The following is a 17,575-nucleotide window of genomic DNA, read 5'->3' as shown; positions in this document are numbered from 1 at the left end:
GTTAGTTGTTTGCCCCGTGGTTGGATTTATCTGCTACGGGGCATTTTTTTGAGCCATTTCTTCAATAGACCGGAAACATCTTCAGAAATCCCGAAGCGGTACAAAATCCCCACATACATCAGCACGATCAGTCCAGATTTTAGAATAATGTTCAAAATGGGATGAAAAGGAAACTGCAACATATAAAACAGACCTGATAACATCACCAATGTCGCCAAAACCTTAAAGGTTTCTTTCGTAAAGGGAAGAATGCCAAATTTCATTTGTACAAAAACAAGCTTTACCAGATTGAAGATGAAAATCGACACAAAACTGGCCAATGCAGCGCCTTCTAGTCCCAAGCGGGGTATCAACAAATAGTTGAGCACTATGGTCAATATGGCCAACCCTACCCCAAATACCAAAACCGTCTTGTAATATTGGGAATTGAATAAAATGGAGTTATTGTTCCCCAAAAGAGAATCCAACACCTTGGCCAACCCTATCAAAAACACGATCACAAAACCACTTCTATAATTTTCAGGAATCAACAGGTAAAGGTCGTTCAGGTTCAGGATGATCAACACAAACAAAAGGCCCGAAGCGATGAAAAGGGTGAGCGAACTTCGTTGGTACAGTTTCTTCAACCCGACCATATCCCCTAAATTCAGAAGTTCCGCCGTCAAGGGATAGGTAATTTGGTGCATCGCCCTCGAAGGAACAATGATCACTGTGGCAATATAGACGGCCACACTGTAATAGGCCACATTCTCGATACTAACGAATTGGTTCAGCATCACCTTGTCAATTTCCAACAAAATCAGAGCTGCCGATCCCCCCAGAATGATCAAAAGCGAGTAGTACAGTATTTCCCTTGTATGCTTTGGAAAGTGAAAATCCAACTTGGGATACCGAAGGGTGAAGGCATATATTTTGATGATAACCGTTCGCAACAGGTGCAGACCCACCAATAGTTTCAAAAAGGTATCCAAGGATATTATCTCAAAATAGAACAGGGCCAACAATATGGATACCCCTACCCTGACAAAGACCTCTTTCATGAAATTCCCGAACACGGACTTCATATGCACTTTGCACCAAGCGTTGAACACTTCAAAATAGGCCATGGAAAGTCCAACCAAAAAGATGTACCAAAGGTAGTCCTTGACGATAGGGTTCACTTTGGAAATCAAATTCCCCAAAGGATTATAGCCCAACAAAACAAACAATGCCACGGGAACAACGCCCAATAAAGGGGCGAGGAGCATGAGGGTCAAAAAGCCATCTTTCTCCTCCTCGGGGCAACGGCTATAAAATTTCACCATGGTATTGTGCACCCCAAAGGCCATCAAGGGCATCAAAATGGCACCCGCAGCCAAAATGAACGTGACAAGGCCATAATAGGCGTCGGGCAATATTTTCGTGTAGAGGAAAAGCGTATTGATGGCAGCGATGAAAAAGCCGGCATACGTGTACACTACGTTCTGAACTGATTGCTTGAGAACAATTCCCATTAGATGAATTTTGCCAAGGATTCGGTCAACGCCCTCCGATGGTACTTTTCAATATTCCCGGAACCGCACTCCAAATTCCCTTGTTGATAGCGTGTAAAACTATCCAAAAGTACATTTTTTAGCAAAGCGACATTTGTGTGGGGGCATACCATGCCCGCCTGTGCCTCCAAAACCATGTTGCCCGCTTCCCATCCGTCAGGCCCAATGGCCAAAATAGGACGTTTGGCATTCAGGTATTCGAAAAGTTTCCCTGGGATGATGCCCTTGGTCTCTTCGGAATCAATTTCCAATAACAAAAGCAATTGGGACCGCTGCTGTACTTTCAATACTTCTTCGTGGGACAGATAGCCCATTTGGATCACATAGGCATCCAATCCAAAATCCTTGATAGATTGCAGGACTTCCTCCCCCACTACCCCGGCCAACTGTATTTTCAGGTGCTTTTGAAATGCCACATTTTCTTGGACCAATTCGCTGAGAGCCTGCCATAAACCTAAAGGGTTTCTTCCCGTCAGCAACGACCCGATGTGGGAAATGGTGAACTCCGAATCCAAATCAACTGGACCTAACACATCATCAAAACCATTGGTGATTACCTTGATGGGCTTTGGCGTAATGGCCTCAAATTCCGTTTGGGTCGTGCGGCTGGTCACCACCACTTTATTCGCCAAAACCAGAACTTCTTTTTCCAGTTTTACGTGTTTCTTGCGTGCAAATGGGGTCAAACGCAATTTGCTGTGATAGCCAATGGAAGTCCAAGGATCTCGAAAATCGGCGATCCATTGCAAATCATATCGTTTCTTCAACCCCATTCCAATCAGATGCAGACTGTGTGGCGGTCCTGTGGTGATGATGGTTTGGATGCCCTCATCCGCAATGAGTTTCGCCAAAAAGGAAATGGAGGGTTTTACCCAAAATTTGCGGGCATCGGGGATGAAAAAGTTGCCACGGATCCACAGCAAGAGTTTCTCTAAAACCGACGGGTCTTTCTCCCTAATGATCCCCGAACTGATGGTCTTGGTCTTTTTTTTGGACAACAGCGATGCAAGCCCATATGGCTCCTTGATGGGTTGTTGGATGACTTTGACGCCTTTGGGGACTTCAGCCATCAATTTTTCGTCCACAATAGGGTAATTCGGATTTTTGGGAACATACACAATCGGTTCAAACCCAAATTCGGGGAGATATTTCACAAATTTTAGCCATCGCTGCACCCCTGGTCCCCCGGCTGGAGGCCAATAGTATGCTATGACCAAAACCTTTCGCATCAGGAATCCTTGGATTTTTTGGAAACAAATGAATAACCAATACCGCCCACAATGACCAATCCCAGTAAAATACTGGAAATCAAGGCAATTTGGCTGCCTTTTTCCACCACTTCGGGCTGGAACTTGAACTCGATTTCGTGCGTTCCGGCAGGAATCTTCATCCCTCGCAAGGCATAGTCCACCTTATAATGGGGCTGCTCCTCTCCATCAATAAAGGCATTCCACCCCGATGGATAATGCATTTCCGAAAAGACCGCAAAACCATCATTTGGGTTGGAAGAACGGTATTTGATATGATCGGGACGGTAATCCACCACTTCGATTTGGGCCAACGAATCCACTTCGTATCTGAGTTTGGTCAGCTTGGGATAGGTTTTGGTATTCACAATGGCCTGCGTCTTGGAATTGAAATCCTTCAACTTCAAAATCTCTTCATTGGCAGAGGATACAGGAATCAATTGCTCAACAAACCAAGCATTCCCATTGGCATCATCGTTGATGGCGGGAACACTATTGCCTTCTTCATCTTGCTGGATGATGTATTTCACGTTCAGCATGTTCAGCACCTGAAGGTTGTTCTGGTACAGATGGTATTCGAACAGGTTTTGCAAAGCCCTTGGCTTGGCCGCATGGTAGCCCCCAATGGAACTGTGGAAATATGAGGTGCGCGCGCCGTTTATACCTTCCTGTGGATCGAACACCCTGAAAATAGAATCGTCCTGCTGGATCATCTGGTCTATCTGACTGGCCTGAAAAGGTTCGCTCATTTGGCGTTGGCGCACAAAATTGTCCTCGTTCACATAGCGCAGGTCCACGCCCACCAAATCGAACAAAATCAATCCGCCCAATACCAATACAAATAAGTTCCTTCCGATCTTTTCCTTGATAAAAAACCAAAGTGTGGCCGCAGCCAGTACCACATAAATCAACGATCTAAGGGTATCTGCGACATATACTGCCTTTCGGTCGCTTTTGAGGATTTCCAACACGGCATCCCCGAAATACTGACGATATCGATCATCGTTCGCTCCGGAAAAATCGAAAATGCCCATCAATAAAAAGAGGAACACGACCAATCCAAGTATAATGATAAAACTCCATTTCAAGGCAGCTACTTTTTCCTTTTGACCCACATTGGCCCTGAACAGTTCCCTGAGCCCCAAAATGCCCAATGCAGGGAAACAGAGTTCCAAAACCACTTGAATGGAGGATACTGCCCTGAACTTGTTATAAAGAGGGAAATAATCGATCATAAAATCCGTGAGCAATGGGAAATTTTTGCCCCAAGAAAGTAAAAGGGACATCAGCGCACCTGCCAACAACCACCATTTTTTCTTTCCCTTGACCAAAAACAGCCCAAGAACGAACAAAAACACCACAATGGCACCAATGTAGGCCGGCGCTGCAGGACCGGAGAATGGATGTGGCCCCCAGTATAGATAAAGCCCGGATACTTCGAGGGCCTGACTGGGTGGCAATCCTTGGTCCACAAAATATTGATAGACTTTGGAATCCTTTCCTAAATTCTCTTGACCTGTTCCACCGAACAATCGAGGCGCAAAAAGGTCCAATGATTCCGCAACACCATAACTGTATTGGGTGATGTACTCCTTATCCAGCCCGCTGGTCGCTTCCTTTGGACTACCATCAGGGTTGATGGTGAGTTCCGATTTTCCCCTCGTGCTCCAATCTGCATATTCCTTGGTGGCCATGATCCCCGTAGCGTTGGTGGCAACACCCAGTACAACGGCCAATATCAAGATTCCCACAGAGACAAAAAAATGTTTCAACTCTTTCTCCTTGATGGCATAGATGAGCTGTACCAATCCCAAAAGCAACACCAGAAGCATGAAGTAATAGGTCATCTGGTAGTGGTTGGCCGTGATTTCGAGTGCCATGGCCACAGCCGTCAATATAAATCCCCATAAGTATTTTTTTCGAAAGACAAGTACAATCCCGCCCAAAACCATGGGAATATACCCGAGGGCATGTGCCTTGGCATTGTGCCCCACTCCAAGAATGATGATGAGATAGGTGGAAAACCCAAAGGCCAAAGCCCCGATTGCAGCCAACCGAAAATCGACCTTCAAGCAGAGCAGCAAAATATAAAAACCTATAAAATACAGAAACAGATAATCCGCAGGCCTGGGCAAAAAACGGATGGCACGGTCCAATTTTTTTACATAATCGTTCGGGTAGTTGGCCCCCAACTGATAGGTGGGCATTCCGCCAAACGCACTGTTGGTCCAGTAGGACTCCTCCCCTGTCAGTTCCTTATAGGCGTCCCTTTCCTTGGCCATGCCCTTATACTGGGCAATATCCGATTGAAAAATGGCCTTGCCCTGCAACACTGGATAAAAATAGAGCAATGAGGCAAGGACGAACAAACCGATTACACAAATATGGGTGATAATGGCTTTTGGGGAGAGATTCATGGATAGGTTTTGAAAAGACAAATATTAGTCAATTTCTTCAAAATCTATGTATTCTCCAACTTTTTTTGAAGGGTTGGATCTTCGGAATGGCTTTTTGACAATGGTGGTATCCCCTTCATGAGTTCTATCCCCACCAAAATCCCGATGACCTCCAAACTGCTGCCCAAACCGTTCGCTGGTCTTTTTGATGGCATAATTGAGCAATTTGGGAGCCAACCATTTTAGGAGCAATTTCAACCCAAAATATACTAATATGATGATTAAAATCGTTTGTAGTAAAACCATATAGCTCTCGTTATTGTAACAAAATTACACTGTTGGTCCACTAAACCCCGGAAACGTATCTTAAAATAGTATTAAAATCAGTTATATGGATTTTTCCATTGCCAAAAGGTCAATTTTCTTTTTTGTTTTACTCCCAACGCTCCTCAGCGCGCAGTACACGGATGTCATCAATTCCAACAGGCCGGGAAGGGCCGTAAGTGCCTATGCCGTGGGCAAAGGTGTGGTACAGGCAGAAGTGGGACTTTTTTATGAGCAGCAGGACAATGCGGACCTGAACTCCGATTCCAACATTTTTGGTACGGATTACGCCTTTCGCTACGGTCTGTTGTTCGAGGAACTGGAAGTCATTTTGGAAGGATCTTTCATGAGCCAGAACATTACCTATCCCGATTTTGGCATCGAAGGGAACCTGACCAATTTTTCACGGAACCGTTTGGGGTTGAAATATCTTGTCTACGATCCCTATAAAAATCCCGAACGCAACAAACCCAACCTGTATAGCTGGAGGGCCAATAATGTGTTCCAATGGAAAAACCTGATTCCTGCAGTTTCGTTGTACGGTGGTGCCAACTTCCTGTTTGGTGACAATCCCTTTTATCCGGGAGATCCCAGCCTTTCGTACAGAGGGGGTGTGAATACCCAAAGTAGACTGTCGCCGAGGGTCGTGCTGATTTCCAACATCGCCTATGACCGGATTGGGACGGATTTTCCCGAATGGCGCTACGCCCTTTCTGTGACCCATGCCTTCAGAGATCCCAGGTGGAGCATATTTGTGGAAGGTCAAGGCATTTCGGGGGACCGCTATTCCGATATCATCCTTAGGGCCGGGGTGGCCCGCCTCATCAACCCTGACTTTCAGGCCGATTTTCACCTCGGATCGGGTTTCAAAAACTCACCCTCCCGTATTTTTGCCGTTCTGGGCTTTTCCTACCGTCTGGACTTCCACAAAGATCAAGTGAAGGCGATAGACGAGCAGCAACCTGGCCAAAACGGCAGCATCAAAAAGAACGCCAACAAACGAAAGTCCAAAAAGGACAGAAAGAGGGCAAAAGATGACATCGATTTCTAAATTTGGACTACTTTATTTTTCTATTTGATTGATTTTTTGTCATTTACAATGAAATCTTCTCTTTGAATGAAACCGTTATCATAAGAGTTGATTGTGTTATAGATCATTGGGTTATTATTTATGTTTGCCATCTAAATAACTGAGTAACCTGATAACAGTTATCAGTTCTATTACTTTTCAAATAGATAGTGGTTTAGATTTTTTACTATAACCAATATTCCCTATTATTGGCCTTGCAAAAATTGATGTATGGTCACCATAAAACAGGTCCAGTCCAAAGCAGACCTAAAGCAGTTTGTCAAATTCCCGTTCTCGCTCTATAAAGGTTCCCCTTATTGGGTGCCCCCCATCATCAAAGATGAGATGGATTCCTTTGACAAGGATATCAATCCCGTGTTCAAAAATGCCGAAGCTTCTTTTTTTCTGGCCTATAAGGACAACAAATTGGTTGGCCGCATCGCTGCCATCATCAATTGGTTGGAGGTGAACGACCAAAACCTCAGGAAAATGCGCTTTGGTTGGTTCGATTTTGTGGATGATCTTGAAGTTTCCAAGGCATTGCTGGACAAGGTGAAGGAAATTGGCCAACAACACCAATTGGAATATATGGAAGGGCCAGTGGGCTTCTCCAATTTGGACAAAGTGGGGGTGCTCATTGAAGGTTTTGACCATATCGGGACCATGATCACGTGGTACAACCATCCGTACTATCAATCACACTACGAGCAACATGGCTTTGTAAAGGAAAAAGAATATCTGGAAAACAAGTTTTTGGCGGAAAAAGCCGATCCGAAACTGTTCTACAAGGCCAACTTGTTGGTAAAAAAACGATACGGCCTGAAGGAAATGAATTTTGAGAAGAGCGCGGACATCATGCCTTGGGTGGACAAGATGTTCGACCTATTCAATGAAACCTATTCCAAACTGTCTTCCTTTGTACGGATCACGGACGTTCAAAAGGAGTATTTCAAGAAAAAATATATCAGTTTCATCAATCCGGAGTATATCAAATTTGTGGTGGATTCCGAGGATAATCTTGTAGCTTTTGCCATTGTGATGCCTTCTTTTTCCAGAGCATTGCAAAAGGCGAACGGTAAACTATTTCCCACGGGCATCTTTCATTTATTGAACGCCAGAAAGAACAGCAAGGATGTCATCTTTTACCTGATCGGTATCCATCCCGATTATCAGAACAAAGGGGTAACGGCCATTATCTTCAATGAATTCTACCATACCTTCAAGAAAAAGGGCATCGTGAACTGTATCCGCACACCGGAACTGGAGGACAATGTGGCCATACGGCAGATGTGGAAGCATTTTGACCCTGTGACGCACAAACGGAGACGTACATATCGCAAGGACCTATAAAAACAATCCACCATGAACAAAATCACCGCCATTAAGCTCTTTTTACGTCTTGGCCTCTCAATCAGTTTTTTATCTGCTGTGGCCGATAGATTTGGTATGTGGGCCAAAGAGGTTTCGGTATGGGGAAATTGGGAAAATTTTTTGGACTATACGCAGGTTATCAACCCATGGGTTCCAGAGTCTCTTATCCCTATACTTGGGGCAATCGCTACCGGAGCTGAGATTATTTTTGCCCTTTTTATCCTCATCGGGTTTAAAACTGAACTGTTCGCCAAATTGAGCGGATTCCTTCTATTACTTTTTGCACTTTCCATGACCTTTTCCACGGGAATAAAAGGTGCATTGGACTTTTCTGTTTATACCGCTTCTGCTGCAGCTTTTGCCTTAAGCACCCTAAAGGAAAAATATCTGGAAGTGGACAGTTATCTTTAGCGAGGTAGATATAAAAAAATCAATACGAGGGAGCCAAGCCTTTTTCGATCTAAATCACTATTATAAAATATAGGCACAGTGTCCGAGCGAAGCGAACCTGTGCCTATATTGATTTGTTAAGTTTATAATTTATTCCCCCATCGCGGCCGCAACGGCAGCAGAAAGTCGCTTGTAGGTACCGTTTTCCAGTCTTTCCCTAATCGATGAGAAAGCATCCAGAGTTTCGGCAATATCTTCCATGGTGTGGGTGGCCGTAGGGATCAAACGCAATAGGATCAATCCTTTAGGAATTACCGGATATACCACAATGGAACAGAAAATTCCATGGTTTTCACGAAGGTCTTTTACCAAGGCCATGGCTTCGGGGATACTACCGTTCAAATAAACGGGGGTTACACAGCTTGAAGTTGTTCCAAGATCAAAACCACGCTCCCGAAGACCATTTTGCAACGCGTCCACGTTTTCCCAAAGTTTTGCCTTTAGTTCGGGCATGGTACGCAACATGTCCAATCTTTTCAATGCGCCTTTCACATAGACCATCGGCAAAGATTTGGCAAACATCTGCGAACGGAGATTATATTTCAAATACTCGATGATTTCTTTGTCTGCGGCAACAAAGGCCCCGATACCTGCCATGGATTTCGCAAAAGTGGCCAAATAGACATCAATGCCGTCCTGTACACCTTGCTCCTCACCTGCTCCGGCACCTGTTTTACCCAATGTACCAAAACCGTGGGCATCGTCCACCAAGAACCTGAACTTGAATTTTTTCTTCAGTTCCACGATCTCTTTGAGGATGCCTTGTTCGCCCCGCATTCCAAAGACTCCTTCGGAGATGACCAAAATGCCACCACCAGTCTCATTGGCCATTTTAGTGGCACGTTCCAGGTTCTTCTCAAGGCTCTCGGGATCGTTGTGCTTGAAGGTAAAGCGTTTCCCCATATGCAATCGCACCCCATCAATGATACAGGCATGACAATCCACATCATATACAATAATATCATCTTTGGATACCAAGGCGTCAATCACGGACATGAACCCTTGATACCCGAAGTTCAACAAATAAGAGGCTTTCTTGTGGACAAATTCGGCGAGCTCACGTTCCAATTGTTCGTGATAATCAGTGTGTCCGCTCATCATACGGGCACCCATTGGGTAGGCTGCACCATGTTCCATGGCGGCTTCACCGTCCACTTTTTTGATTTCCGGTCGATTGGCGAGACCCAGATAGTCATTGATACTCCACGTTATGACATCCTTTCCTTGGAATTTCATTCTGTTGGATATGGGACCTTCCAGTTTCGGGAACACGAAATATCCTTCGGCCTGTGAGGCCCATTTTCCCAAGGGTCCTTTGTTCTCAATGATTCTATCAAATAAATCTCTCATCTACCTTTAAAATTTGATTCAAGTGCAAAAGTATATATTTTTATGTAGCTCACACAACGAAATTTTTGTACAAAAAAACGACAATGTTTTGCATTGCCGTTTCTTCCAATTTCTATGTATACATTTTACTTAATGTATTCTATTTTCTCTGGTACTTCGGCATTTTGGATATCGAAAAACCCTTGGTTTTCCATCCATTCGTTGCTGTACACCTTGCTCATGTACCTTGATCCATGATCGGGGAACACCACCACGACATTGCTGTCCGCGGTAAATTCCCCTTCGGTGTCCAGTTGATAGAGTGCCTGCATGGCAGCTCCACTGGTGTAGCCGGCAAAAATGCCTTCGGTATGGGCCAATTTACGGGCCATATGGGCACTTTCCCCATCGGTTACCTTCACGTAACGGTCAATACTATTGAAATCTGTGGCCGCTGGGATAAGATTTTTTCCCAAACCTTCTATACGATAGGGATACACCTCATTGTGGTCAAATTCCCCGGTCTCGTGGTATTTTTTCAATACAGAACCATAGGCATCAACCCCCAACACTTTCACGTCCGGATTCTGCTCTTTCAAATAACGGGCAATTCCTGAAATGGTCCCTCCTGTTCCACTACAGGCCACCAAGTGGGTGATCTGTCCATTGGTCTGCTCCCAAATTTCGGGGCCGGTACTCTTGTAATGGGCCTCGATGTTCAGTTCGTTGAAATATTGGTTGATGTAGATGGAGTTTGGTGTTTCGCTGTGCAAGGTCTTGGCCACTTCGTAGTACGAACGTGGATCGTCCGCACTCACGTGGGCAGGACAAACATATACCTTAGCGCCCATGGAGCGAAGCATGTCGATTTTGTCCGGTGAGGATTTGGAACTCACGGCCAAGATGCACTTGTAGCCCTTTATGATGCTTACCATGGCCAGACTGAAGCCTGTATTGCCCGATGTGGTCTCAATGATGGTGCTTCCCGGCTTCAAAATACCTTGACGTTCCGCTTCTTCAATGATATGGACTGCAATTCTGTCCTTTGAGGAATGCCCTGGATTGAAGGATTCCAACTTGGCGTAGAAGTTTCCGGTAAGGGGGGCCGCTATTCTGTTTAGCTTGACTAAGGGGGTACTTCCAATTAAGTCTAGGATACTGCTATGCGCATTTATCTGTTTCTTCATAACTGGTATTAGGTAAGGACCAAATCCACAAAAAATGGGGACATGATCCATGCAAAAGTAACATTTTATTTTTAATGGGCTTTTCCTTCCAGATCTAAAATGAAAGCATATTCCTTCGCCGTCTCCTTCAAAGCCTCAAAACGCCCAGAGGCCCCACCATGTCCGGCTTCCATATTGGTGTCCAGGAACAGTAGGTTATCGTCCGTTTTATATTCCCTCAGTTTGGCCACCCATTTGGCCGGCTCCCAGTACTGTACTTGGGAATCGTGCAAGCCGGTGGACACATACATATGGGGGTAGGCTTTCCTTTCCACGTTATCGTACGGGGAATAGGATTTGATGTAATCGTAATACTCCTTGTCATTCGGATTGCCCCATTCGTCATACTCCCCTGTCGTGAGCGGAATGGTATCGTCCAGCATGGTCGTGATCACATCCACAAAAGGTACCGCCGCAATCACACCTTTGTACAATTCCGGCTCCATATTGATGACGGCTCCCATCAACAATCCTCCTGCAGAGCCACCCATGGCATACAAATGATTGGCACTGGTATATTTTTGCTCAATAAGGAATTTGGAAACATCGATGAAATCAGTGAAAGTGTTCTTTTTTCGGAGCAATTTTCCATCTTCATACCACGGTCTTCCCAAATATTCCCCACCACGGATATGTGCTATGGCATAGATGAACCCCCGATCCAACAAACTCAACCTGACCGATGAGAAATAAGGGTCGATGGTGGCCCCGTATGATCCATAACCATATTGCAACAAGGGGCTGGTCCCATCCAAGGGCGTGTCCTTATGGTACACCAAGGAAATGGGCACTTTCACCCCATCGCGGGCGGTGGCCCAAAGCCGTTCCGTTTTATAGTTGTTCTTATCGAACTTGCCGCCAAGCACTTCCTGCTCCTTCAAGACCTTTTTGGTCTTGGTCTCCATATTGAAGTCAATAATGGCGTAAGGCGCACCCATTTCATTATAGTAATATCGGAGCTCCTTGGTGTCAAAATCCAAATTCACCGAAGGCCCGGCCACATAGGTTTCACTATCAAAGGGCAAGTAATAGCTGTCTGAACCGTCCCAGCGGGATATTTTCATCTGGTTCAACCCATTTTCACGCTCGGAAAGCACATAGTAGTCCTTGAAAATTTCCACATCTTCCAACAACACATCTTCCCGATGCGGTATAAATTCTTTCCAATGGTCTGATGACGTACGGTCTTCACTGGTCGTCATCAACTTGAAATTAGTGGCTTTATCCTTGTTGGTCAGCACATAAAAGTTGCCATCGTAATGCGAAATGGAATACTCCACCCCTTTTTCGCGCGGGGAAAATATCTTGAACTCCCCGTTGGGATCATTGGCGTCCAAGAAGCGGTATTCCGAAGTAAGTGTACTGGCGGAACCTATGACGATGAATTTTCTGGACTTGGTCTTATAGACAAAGGTATTGTAGGTGGAATCCTTCTCGTGGAAAACCAATTCATCTTCTGTGGAAGGTTTGCCCAAAACATGCTTGAAAATCTTATCGGAACGTAGGGTGACCGGGTCCTTCTTGGTGTAGAACAAGGTTTTTCCATCATTGGCCCAAACAGAACTCCCCGTGGTATTTTCAACGATATCAGGATAGATTTCCCCGGTTTGGAGATTTTTTACCTGAATGTTGTACTGTCTTCTGGATACCGTATCCGTGGCAAAAGCAGCCAGTGTATTGTCTGGACTAATGGAAACGCCCCGTAGATTGAAATATTCAAACCCTTCGGCCATTTGGTTACAGTCGAACATAAGCTCCTCCTCAGCTTCCAAAGTTTCCTTCTTTCGGGTATAGATGGGGTATTCCTTGCCTTCCTCATAACGGGTGATGTACCAATACCCATCCAGTTTATAGGGCACGGAAGAATCGTCTTCCTTGATACGTCCCTTCATTTCCTGAAATAGATCTTCCTGGAACTTGACCGTGTGGGCCGTCATTTTTTGATAATACTCGTTCTCGGCATTCAAATAGTCAAGGACCTGCTGGTCCTCCCTATTGTTCATCCAATAGTAATCATCTATACGTACATCTCCATGCTTTTCCAACTTTGTTGGATGTTTGGGCGCCACTGGTGGAACTATGCTCATCGATTCTTCTTTACTGTTTTTGCAAGAGCATGCAAAAGTAAGGCATAAAACCAGAATACAAATTTTTGAAATAGACTGTGCCATCCGTTTTGATTTTCGCCAATTTACTACTTTTGCCCTTACACATGATTAAATTTGTACCTATGTTTGGAGATTTGATGGGAATGATGGGAAAACTGAAAGAAACCCAGAAGAAAGTAGAGGCTACCAAGGAGCGATTGAACACCGTGATGATCGATGAGCAATCATCGGACGGGGCATTGAAAGTGACCCTCACGGCCAATCGGCAGATCAAATCGATTTCCATTGACGATTCCCTGCTTGCGGACAAGGAGCAACTGGAGGACTACCTTATACTAACACTGAACAAGGCCATTGAAAAGGCGACCAAGGTAAACGAGGCTGAATTGGCGGCCGTGGCCAAGGAAGGCATGCCCAACATCCCGGGGATGGATGCTTTTATGAAGTAGCTACACCCCTAAAGTCCCCTGCCTGCGGCAGGCAGGCCTCAAGGGGACATTTTTTGAACTTGTCAAGTCGAACGTGGTCGAGGCAATAATTATCCTATGCTTTTCAGGACATTCAAAAAATGCAGGTGCATCTCATCGGTATAGTCCAAATGGGTCACGATACGCAATTTTCCCTGCCCCATGCCAATAATGGAAACTTGGTTTTCCGTCAATTGGTCCAGAAATCGCTTGGAGGTCATTTTGGACTCATCAATCTCAAAAATGATAATATTGGTCTCGATGGGCTCCACTTTTTTGATAAAGTCCAATCCGGAAAGCGTATCGCCTATTTCTGCCGCTTTTGTATGGTCATCGGCCAATCGGTCAATATGATGGTCCATGGCGTAAATGCCTGCAGCGGCCAAATATCCGGATTGGCGCATGCCCCCACCGAACACCTTACGGATGCGCAGCGCCTTGTCTATATGTTCCTTTGACCCGACCAAAACAGAACCTACGGGACATCCCATGCCCTTGCTCAAACAGACACTTATGGTATCAAAAAGGGTTCCGTATGCTTTTGGATCTTCCCCTTTTTTCACCAAGGCATTCCACAATCGGGCGCCATCCAAATGGTATTTTAAATGATGCTCATCACAGACTTTCCTTATTTTTTGGAGCTCTGTAAAATCCCAACAGGCCCCTCCCCCTTTGTTCGTCGTGTTTTCGATACAGACCAACGTGGTCAGTGGGCTGTGGTAAAAATCAGGGGGATTGATGGATTCTTCTACCTGCTTGGCGGTCATCATGCCCCTATCGCCATCCACCAATCTACAGGACACACCGCTGTTGAAGCTCACCCCACCACCTTCATAGTTATAGATATGCGCATATTTATCGCAGATCAGCTGATCTCCGGGTTGTGTGTGTATCTTGATGGCCGTTTGGTTGGTCATGGTACCGCTAGGAAAAAATAGCGCGGCTTCCATCCCAAAATAGTCGGCCACTTTGGCTTCCAGTTGATTTACGGTGGGGTCGTTCTTAAAAACATCGTCACCAACTTTTGCGGCCATCATGGCCTCCAACATACCCTGGGTGGGTCTGGTGACCGTGTCGCTGATTAAGTTAATCTCCACAATTGTTTATACTTTTTTTATTAAATCGGGATTAGTAATTTCTTCAATCTGACCATGCCCAACTATGTATATGCCCTCATTAAGTGTGAAATCAGTGCCTATTGCGAGTTTATTTGCTAACAAATGCGGCGATGCTAAAGTTACTCTAGTATGAATTTCATCTCCTGGATAGACAATGTCCTTTTCTATCCAGCTTTGATGTGCCATAAACATAGACTCAGAAAATTCAAACTTTAAATCAGGTCTATAACCTTCCACCGCTGGTGACTTTCTGCCTCCTTCTTTGGCTGTCCTAAATTTAACTTTGGCTATAAAATCAATCCGAGGAATCATGTGTTTACTATAGACTTTTAGCAAATTTAATTACAATCCATTCCAATGGGTGAGCCATCCGGAATATCTGGGACCGGAATCAGTTTGAACTCCGAAGGTTCTTCCATAAAATTGTCGATGCGCTTCACCATTTCTGCGGAAATGGCACTCTTCCCATTGCCCAGCAACTGTGTCTTCAAACTTTTAAGGGTCTCGTTCGCCAGGGCGTTCACTTGCGGATGTACGCCATCGTGTGCCGCCAAGTTCATCATGTGGTACAGCACTCTAAAATTGATAGTGTTCTGCACTTCTTCCTCATACGCATCCCTTTGGGAAAGGTCAAAAGTATTTTTGATGGTCTCGTCCAACACTTCCTGAAGGCCCAATTGGTTTTTGTCCAGACTTTTCTGTTGGATCAATCGGGAAGCGCGTTCTGGGTGCAACAATAATCCCAAGGTCATATCAGCGGCTGTTTCGGCCACGGAAAGTGCATCAAAACTCACTCCGGTCCTCCCTTTGAAGGATTCCCTGGATCGGGAAAAACCAATGGCCCGAGGGGGAAAAAGGTCCAATTTATCCTTAGGGATGGCAATGGTTTTAGCGTCCAATGTTTTCATTATGGATTCCAATGCTTTTTCTTGAACGGCTTCGTTCACGGGTTTAACAGGGGTCTGTCCATCCCCTTTTACCGCATAATTGTAATCCAGACCTCCTATCACCTTCGATACGGCCTCTGTCTGGTACCTATGGAAAAAATATATGGGTACAAAAACATCTTCCAAGGTGGAATATGCCTCTCCACTTCTAATATTGTCAATGGAAAATTGGGCGATGGCCTTTTCCCTGATCTTCAACATGCTTTCCAGTTCTTGACTGGGACTCTTCCCGTTGTCCCATAAATGAGCCAGCAAATGGGCTCCGCCTGTTGCGCGGGCATCTTGGTCCGAAATATAACGCAGACCATCGTCCTGGGCCTTTTTCAAGATACCGTTCAGGGCATCCCGTTCGTTGGCTCCCGAAGGGAAATCGGTATACGAATAGGCCACGATCACTTTGTCCCATTCCCCAATGCCCGTGTCATAGGCATTGGCAAAACTGATGGTGTTTCCGTCCAATTCAAATTGTGGGTGCGGATAGTCCATGACAGAAGCCCTGTTGTTCGGGCTTGCAGCAAAGTTGTGGGCAAAACCAAGGGTGTGCCCGATTTCGTGGGCGGACAATTGACGGATGCGGGCCAAGGCTAAGTCCAACATGGGCTGATAATTATCGTCCCGCTCCGCAAAAGGCTTGTTCATGAGCGCTTGGGCAATCATGAAGTCCTGACGGATCCGCAAACTTCCCAAACTCACATGCCCTTTGATGATTTCCCCTGTTCGTGGGTCGATGACACTGGCTCCGTAGCTCCATCCCCTCGTGGAACGGTGCACCCATTGGATCACATTATAACGGACATCCATGGGGTCAGCATCGTCCGGTAAAATCTTTACTTGGAAAGCATCCTTGTACCCGATGGCCTCAAAGGCCTGGTTCCACCATTTTCCGCCTTCCAACAGTGCGGAACGGATGGGTTCCGGCGTGCCGTTGTCCAAGTAATAGATGATGGGCTCCACTGCTTCACTGACCGCTGCGGATGGATTTTTCTTCTGTAACCGATGTCTCCGTACAAATTGTTTCAAGATAGGTTCCTGGACGGGTGTGGCATAATCGTAATATGAAAAAGGGTACGATCCGCTGCGTGGATCAAAGGCCCTTTTTTTGTATTTATCATCCGGTAGCTCGATCAATGAATGGTGCTGGGCCACGGTCACCAAACTGGGGTCCGGGGTCACCGATCGGATCCACGCCCCTTCGGGATTGCCCTTGAAGGTCAAAGTGACATCAAACTCCACATTCTTGGGAAATGCCTTGGTGCGGTCAAAAGCCAAGGCACTTTTACTCGCGTCCAGGCTATATGAACCTTGCTTGCTCCTTTTCAATCGATCAGTAACACCATGCGCATCACGCATCAAAAAGTCGGTAAAATCGATGAGATAACTGCCTTTGGACTCCTCCTCGATCTTGAATCCGTGCAAAACGGATTTGGCGAAGGCCTGTTCCACCGATTTTCTTTCCAGTTCGTTATCGGTAATGGCCCTGAAAGTGAGGTTGGGCTGCACCAAAAGCAATTTGTTCCCAGCCTTTTTAAAGAAAACGACCTGTTCGTTGCCCAACTGGCCCCTGTCCAGACCGATATCGTTACTTCCGATGCCACTGCTCAAGGAATAGACATACAAAAACTCTTTGTTCAGATCATCCACTTGCAAATAGATCTTGTCCGAACCATCATCGTAATAGAAATCAAAATAACCGGTGAACTTTTGGAAATCCTTGGTCTTTTCAAAGGTTTGGGCGCTGAGGGCATGTCCCATAAAAAAGCATAGCGCAATGAGTTTGGTGGTGTTCTTCATAATGTGGTTGAAAATTGTCCTTAAAAATATGTAAATGATTTTACATTGAGTTACTCTGTTATTGAGTTATTAAGTTATTGGAACCTGGAACTTGACACTTGAACTTGATGTTGGAAGTCCGAAGTCGGTTATCGGGTTATTTATTATTAGGTTATTCCCTCTAACTGCATACACTTCATACTAATTTATTCAGCAATTGG

The 17,575-nt window shown here is 45.3% G+C and carries 14 protein-coding genes; 4 read left to right on the top strand and 10 right to left on the bottom strand.

From position 1 onward, the window contains the following. Nucleotides 1-26 precede the first annotated feature (26 nt). From SD450_RS12790 to SD450_RS19545, 4 genes are read right to left on the bottom strand one after another with little or no spacing between them, the layout of a single operon-like run. A complete protein-coding gene (locus tag SD450_RS12790) occupies nucleotides 27-1,493 on the bottom strand; it encodes an oligosaccharide flippase family protein (protein WP_318344841.1) in 1,467 nt (488 codons plus the stop codon). Next, a complete protein-coding gene (locus tag SD450_RS12785) occupies nucleotides 1,493-2,761 on the bottom strand; it encodes a glycosyltransferase family 4 protein (protein WP_318344840.1) in 1,269 nt (422 codons plus the stop codon). Before SD450_RS12785 ends, SD450_RS12790 begins: the two co-directional genes overlap by 1 nt. Continuing rightward, nucleotides 2,761-5,196: a YfhO family protein gene (locus SD450_RS12780; protein WP_318344839.1), complete on the bottom strand. Its 2,436-nt coding sequence runs from the start codon at nucleotides 5,194-5,196 to the stop codon at nucleotides 2,761-2,763. The genes SD450_RS12785 and SD450_RS12780 overlap by 1 nt, the downstream gene beginning before the upstream one ends. A 24-nt stretch (nucleotides 5,197-5,220) precedes the next feature. Further along, a complete protein-coding gene (locus SD450_RS19545) occupies nucleotides 5,221-5,481 on the bottom strand; it encodes a DUF4834 family protein (protein WP_404828246.1) in 261 nt (86 codons plus the stop codon). 85 nt (nucleotides 5,482-5,566) lie between these two features. Here SD450_RS19545 and SD450_RS12770 point away from each other — a divergent pair, with 85 nt between their 5' ends. The 3 genes from SD450_RS12770 (at nucleotide 5,567) to SD450_RS12760 (ending at nucleotide 8,350) form a co-directional block, all read left to right on the top strand. Beyond that, entirely contained in the window at nucleotides 5,567-6,550 is a 984-nt protein-coding gene (locus SD450_RS12770) for a transporter (protein ID WP_318344837.1), read from the top strand. A 249-nt stretch (nucleotides 6,551-6,799) separates the two neighbouring features. Then, on the top strand, nucleotides 6,800-7,918 hold the full coding sequence (locus SD450_RS12765; protein ID WP_318344836.1) for a GTP cyclohydrolase: 1,119 nt from the start codon (nucleotides 6,800-6,802) through the stop codon (nucleotides 7,916-7,918). A 12-nt stretch (nucleotides 7,919-7,930) separates the two neighbouring features. Continuing rightward, nucleotides 7,931-8,350 (top strand): DoxX family protein, encoded by a 420-nt coding sequence (locus SD450_RS12760; RefSeq protein WP_318344835.1) that lies wholly within the window; start codon nucleotides 7,931-7,933, stop codon nucleotides 8,348-8,350. 129 nt (nucleotides 8,351-8,479) lie between these two features. Here the strand turns inward: SD450_RS12760 and SD450_RS12755 are convergent, their stop codons facing one another. The 3 genes from SD450_RS12755 to SD450_RS12745 all read right to left on the bottom strand — a co-directional run bounded on the left by SD450_RS12755 (nucleotide 8,480) and on the right by SD450_RS12745 (nucleotide 13,115). Then, entirely contained in the window at nucleotides 8,480-9,739 is a 1,260-nt protein-coding gene (locus SD450_RS12755) for an aminotransferase class I/II-fold pyridoxal phosphate-dependent enzyme (RefSeq protein WP_318344834.1), read from the bottom strand. A gap of 125 nt (nucleotides 9,740-9,864) precedes the next feature. Then, on the bottom strand, nucleotides 9,865-10,905 hold the full coding sequence (locus tag SD450_RS12750; protein WP_318344833.1) for a PLP-dependent cysteine synthase family protein: 1,041 nt from the start codon (nucleotides 10,903-10,905) through the stop codon (nucleotides 9,865-9,867). A gap of 71 nt (nucleotides 10,906-10,976) precedes the next feature. Continuing rightward, nucleotides 10,977-13,115: a S9 family peptidase gene (locus SD450_RS12745; RefSeq protein ID WP_318344832.1), complete on the bottom strand. Its 2,139-nt coding sequence runs from the start codon at nucleotides 13,113-13,115 to the stop codon at nucleotides 10,977-10,979. Between the two features lie 59 nt (nucleotides 13,116-13,174). On the opposite strand from SD450_RS12745, the gene SD450_RS12740 reads away from it, so the two are divergent. Further along, nucleotides 13,175-13,501 carry a YbaB/EbfC family nucleoid-associated protein gene (locus SD450_RS12740; RefSeq protein WP_072879281.1) on the top strand — a complete coding sequence of 109 codons (327 nt, stop codon included), beginning with the start codon at nucleotides 13,175-13,177 and terminating at the stop codon, nucleotides 13,499-13,501. A gap of 89 nt (nucleotides 13,502-13,590) precedes the next feature. Here the strand turns inward: SD450_RS12740 and SD450_RS12735 are convergent, their stop codons facing one another. From SD450_RS12735 to SD450_RS12725, 3 genes are read right to left on the bottom strand one after another with little or no spacing between them, the layout of a single operon-like run. After that, nucleotides 13,591-14,616, bottom strand: coding sequence for a threonine aldolase family protein (locus SD450_RS12735; protein ID WP_318344831.1), 1,026 nt, complete (start codon nucleotides 14,614-14,616; stop codon nucleotides 13,591-13,593). Nucleotides 14,617-14,622: 6 nt separating this feature from the next. After that, entirely contained in the window at nucleotides 14,623-14,949 is a 327-nt protein-coding gene (locus SD450_RS12730; protein ID WP_318344830.1) for an EF-Tu C-terminal domain-related protein, read from the bottom strand. Nucleotides 14,950-14,975: 26 nt separating this feature from the next. After that, nucleotides 14,976-17,375, bottom strand: a complete 2,400-nt coding sequence (locus tag SD450_RS12725) for a zinc-dependent metalloprotease (protein WP_318344829.1) — start codon at nucleotides 17,373-17,375, stop codon at nucleotides 14,976-14,978. Nucleotides 17,376-17,575 lie beyond the last annotated feature (200 nt).

The sequence above is a fragment of the Flagellimonas baculiformis genome (genome assembly GCF_033441575.1).
GTDB classification, from domain to species: Bacteria; Bacteroidota; Bacteroidia; order Flavobacteriales; family Flavobacteriaceae; genus Flagellimonas; species Flagellimonas baculiformis.
Note: the sequence above shows the minus strand (reverse complement) of the source record. Positions and strands in the feature narration are given on the sequence as shown.

Excerpts from the sequence above, each read along its gene's own strand:
- SD450_RS12790 (WP_318344841.1), bottom strand. The coding sequence starts at position 1,493 with ATGGGAATTGTTCTCAAGCAATCAGTTCAGAACGTAGTGTACACGTAT.
- SD450_RS12785 (WP_318344840.1), bottom strand. The coding sequence starts at position 2,761 with ATGCGAAAGGTTTTGGTCATAGCATACTATTGGCCTCCAGCCGGGGGA.
- SD450_RS12780 (WP_318344839.1), bottom strand. The coding sequence starts at position 5,196 with ATGAATCTCTCCCCAAAAGCCATTATCACCCATATTTGTGTAATCGGT.
- SD450_RS19545 (WP_404828246.1), bottom strand. The coding sequence starts at position 5,481 with ATGGTTTTACTACAAACGATTTTAATCATCATATTAGTATATTTTGGG.
- SD450_RS12770 (WP_318344837.1), top strand. The coding sequence starts at position 5,567 with ATGGATTTTTCCATTGCCAAAAGGTCAATTTTCTTTTTTGTTTTACTC.
- SD450_RS12765 (WP_318344836.1), top strand. The coding sequence starts at position 6,800 with ATGGTCACCATAAAACAGGTCCAGTCCAAAGCAGACCTAAAGCAGTTT.
- SD450_RS12760 (WP_318344835.1), top strand. The coding sequence starts at position 7,931 with ATGAACAAAATCACCGCCATTAAGCTCTTTTTACGTCTTGGCCTCTCA.
- SD450_RS12755 (WP_318344834.1), bottom strand. The coding sequence starts at position 9,739 with ATGAGAGATTTATTTGATAGAATCATTGAGAACAAAGGACCCTTGGGA.
- SD450_RS12750 (WP_318344833.1), bottom strand. The coding sequence starts at position 10,905 with ATGAAGAAACAGATAAATGCGCATAGCAGTATCCTAGACTTAATTGGA.
- SD450_RS12745 (WP_318344832.1), bottom strand. The coding sequence starts at position 13,115 with ATGGCACAGTCTATTTCAAAAATTTGTATTCTGGTTTTATGCCTTACT.
- SD450_RS12740 (WP_072879281.1), top strand. The coding sequence starts at position 13,175 with ATGTTTGGAGATTTGATGGGAATGATGGGAAAACTGAAAGAAACCCAG.
- SD450_RS12730 (WP_318344830.1), bottom strand. The coding sequence starts at position 14,949 with ATGATTCCTCGGATTGATTTTATAGCCAAAGTTAAATTTAGGACAGCC.
- SD450_RS12725 (WP_318344829.1), bottom strand. The coding sequence starts at position 17,375 with ATGAAGAACACCACCAAACTCATTGCGCTATGCTTTTTTATGGGACAT.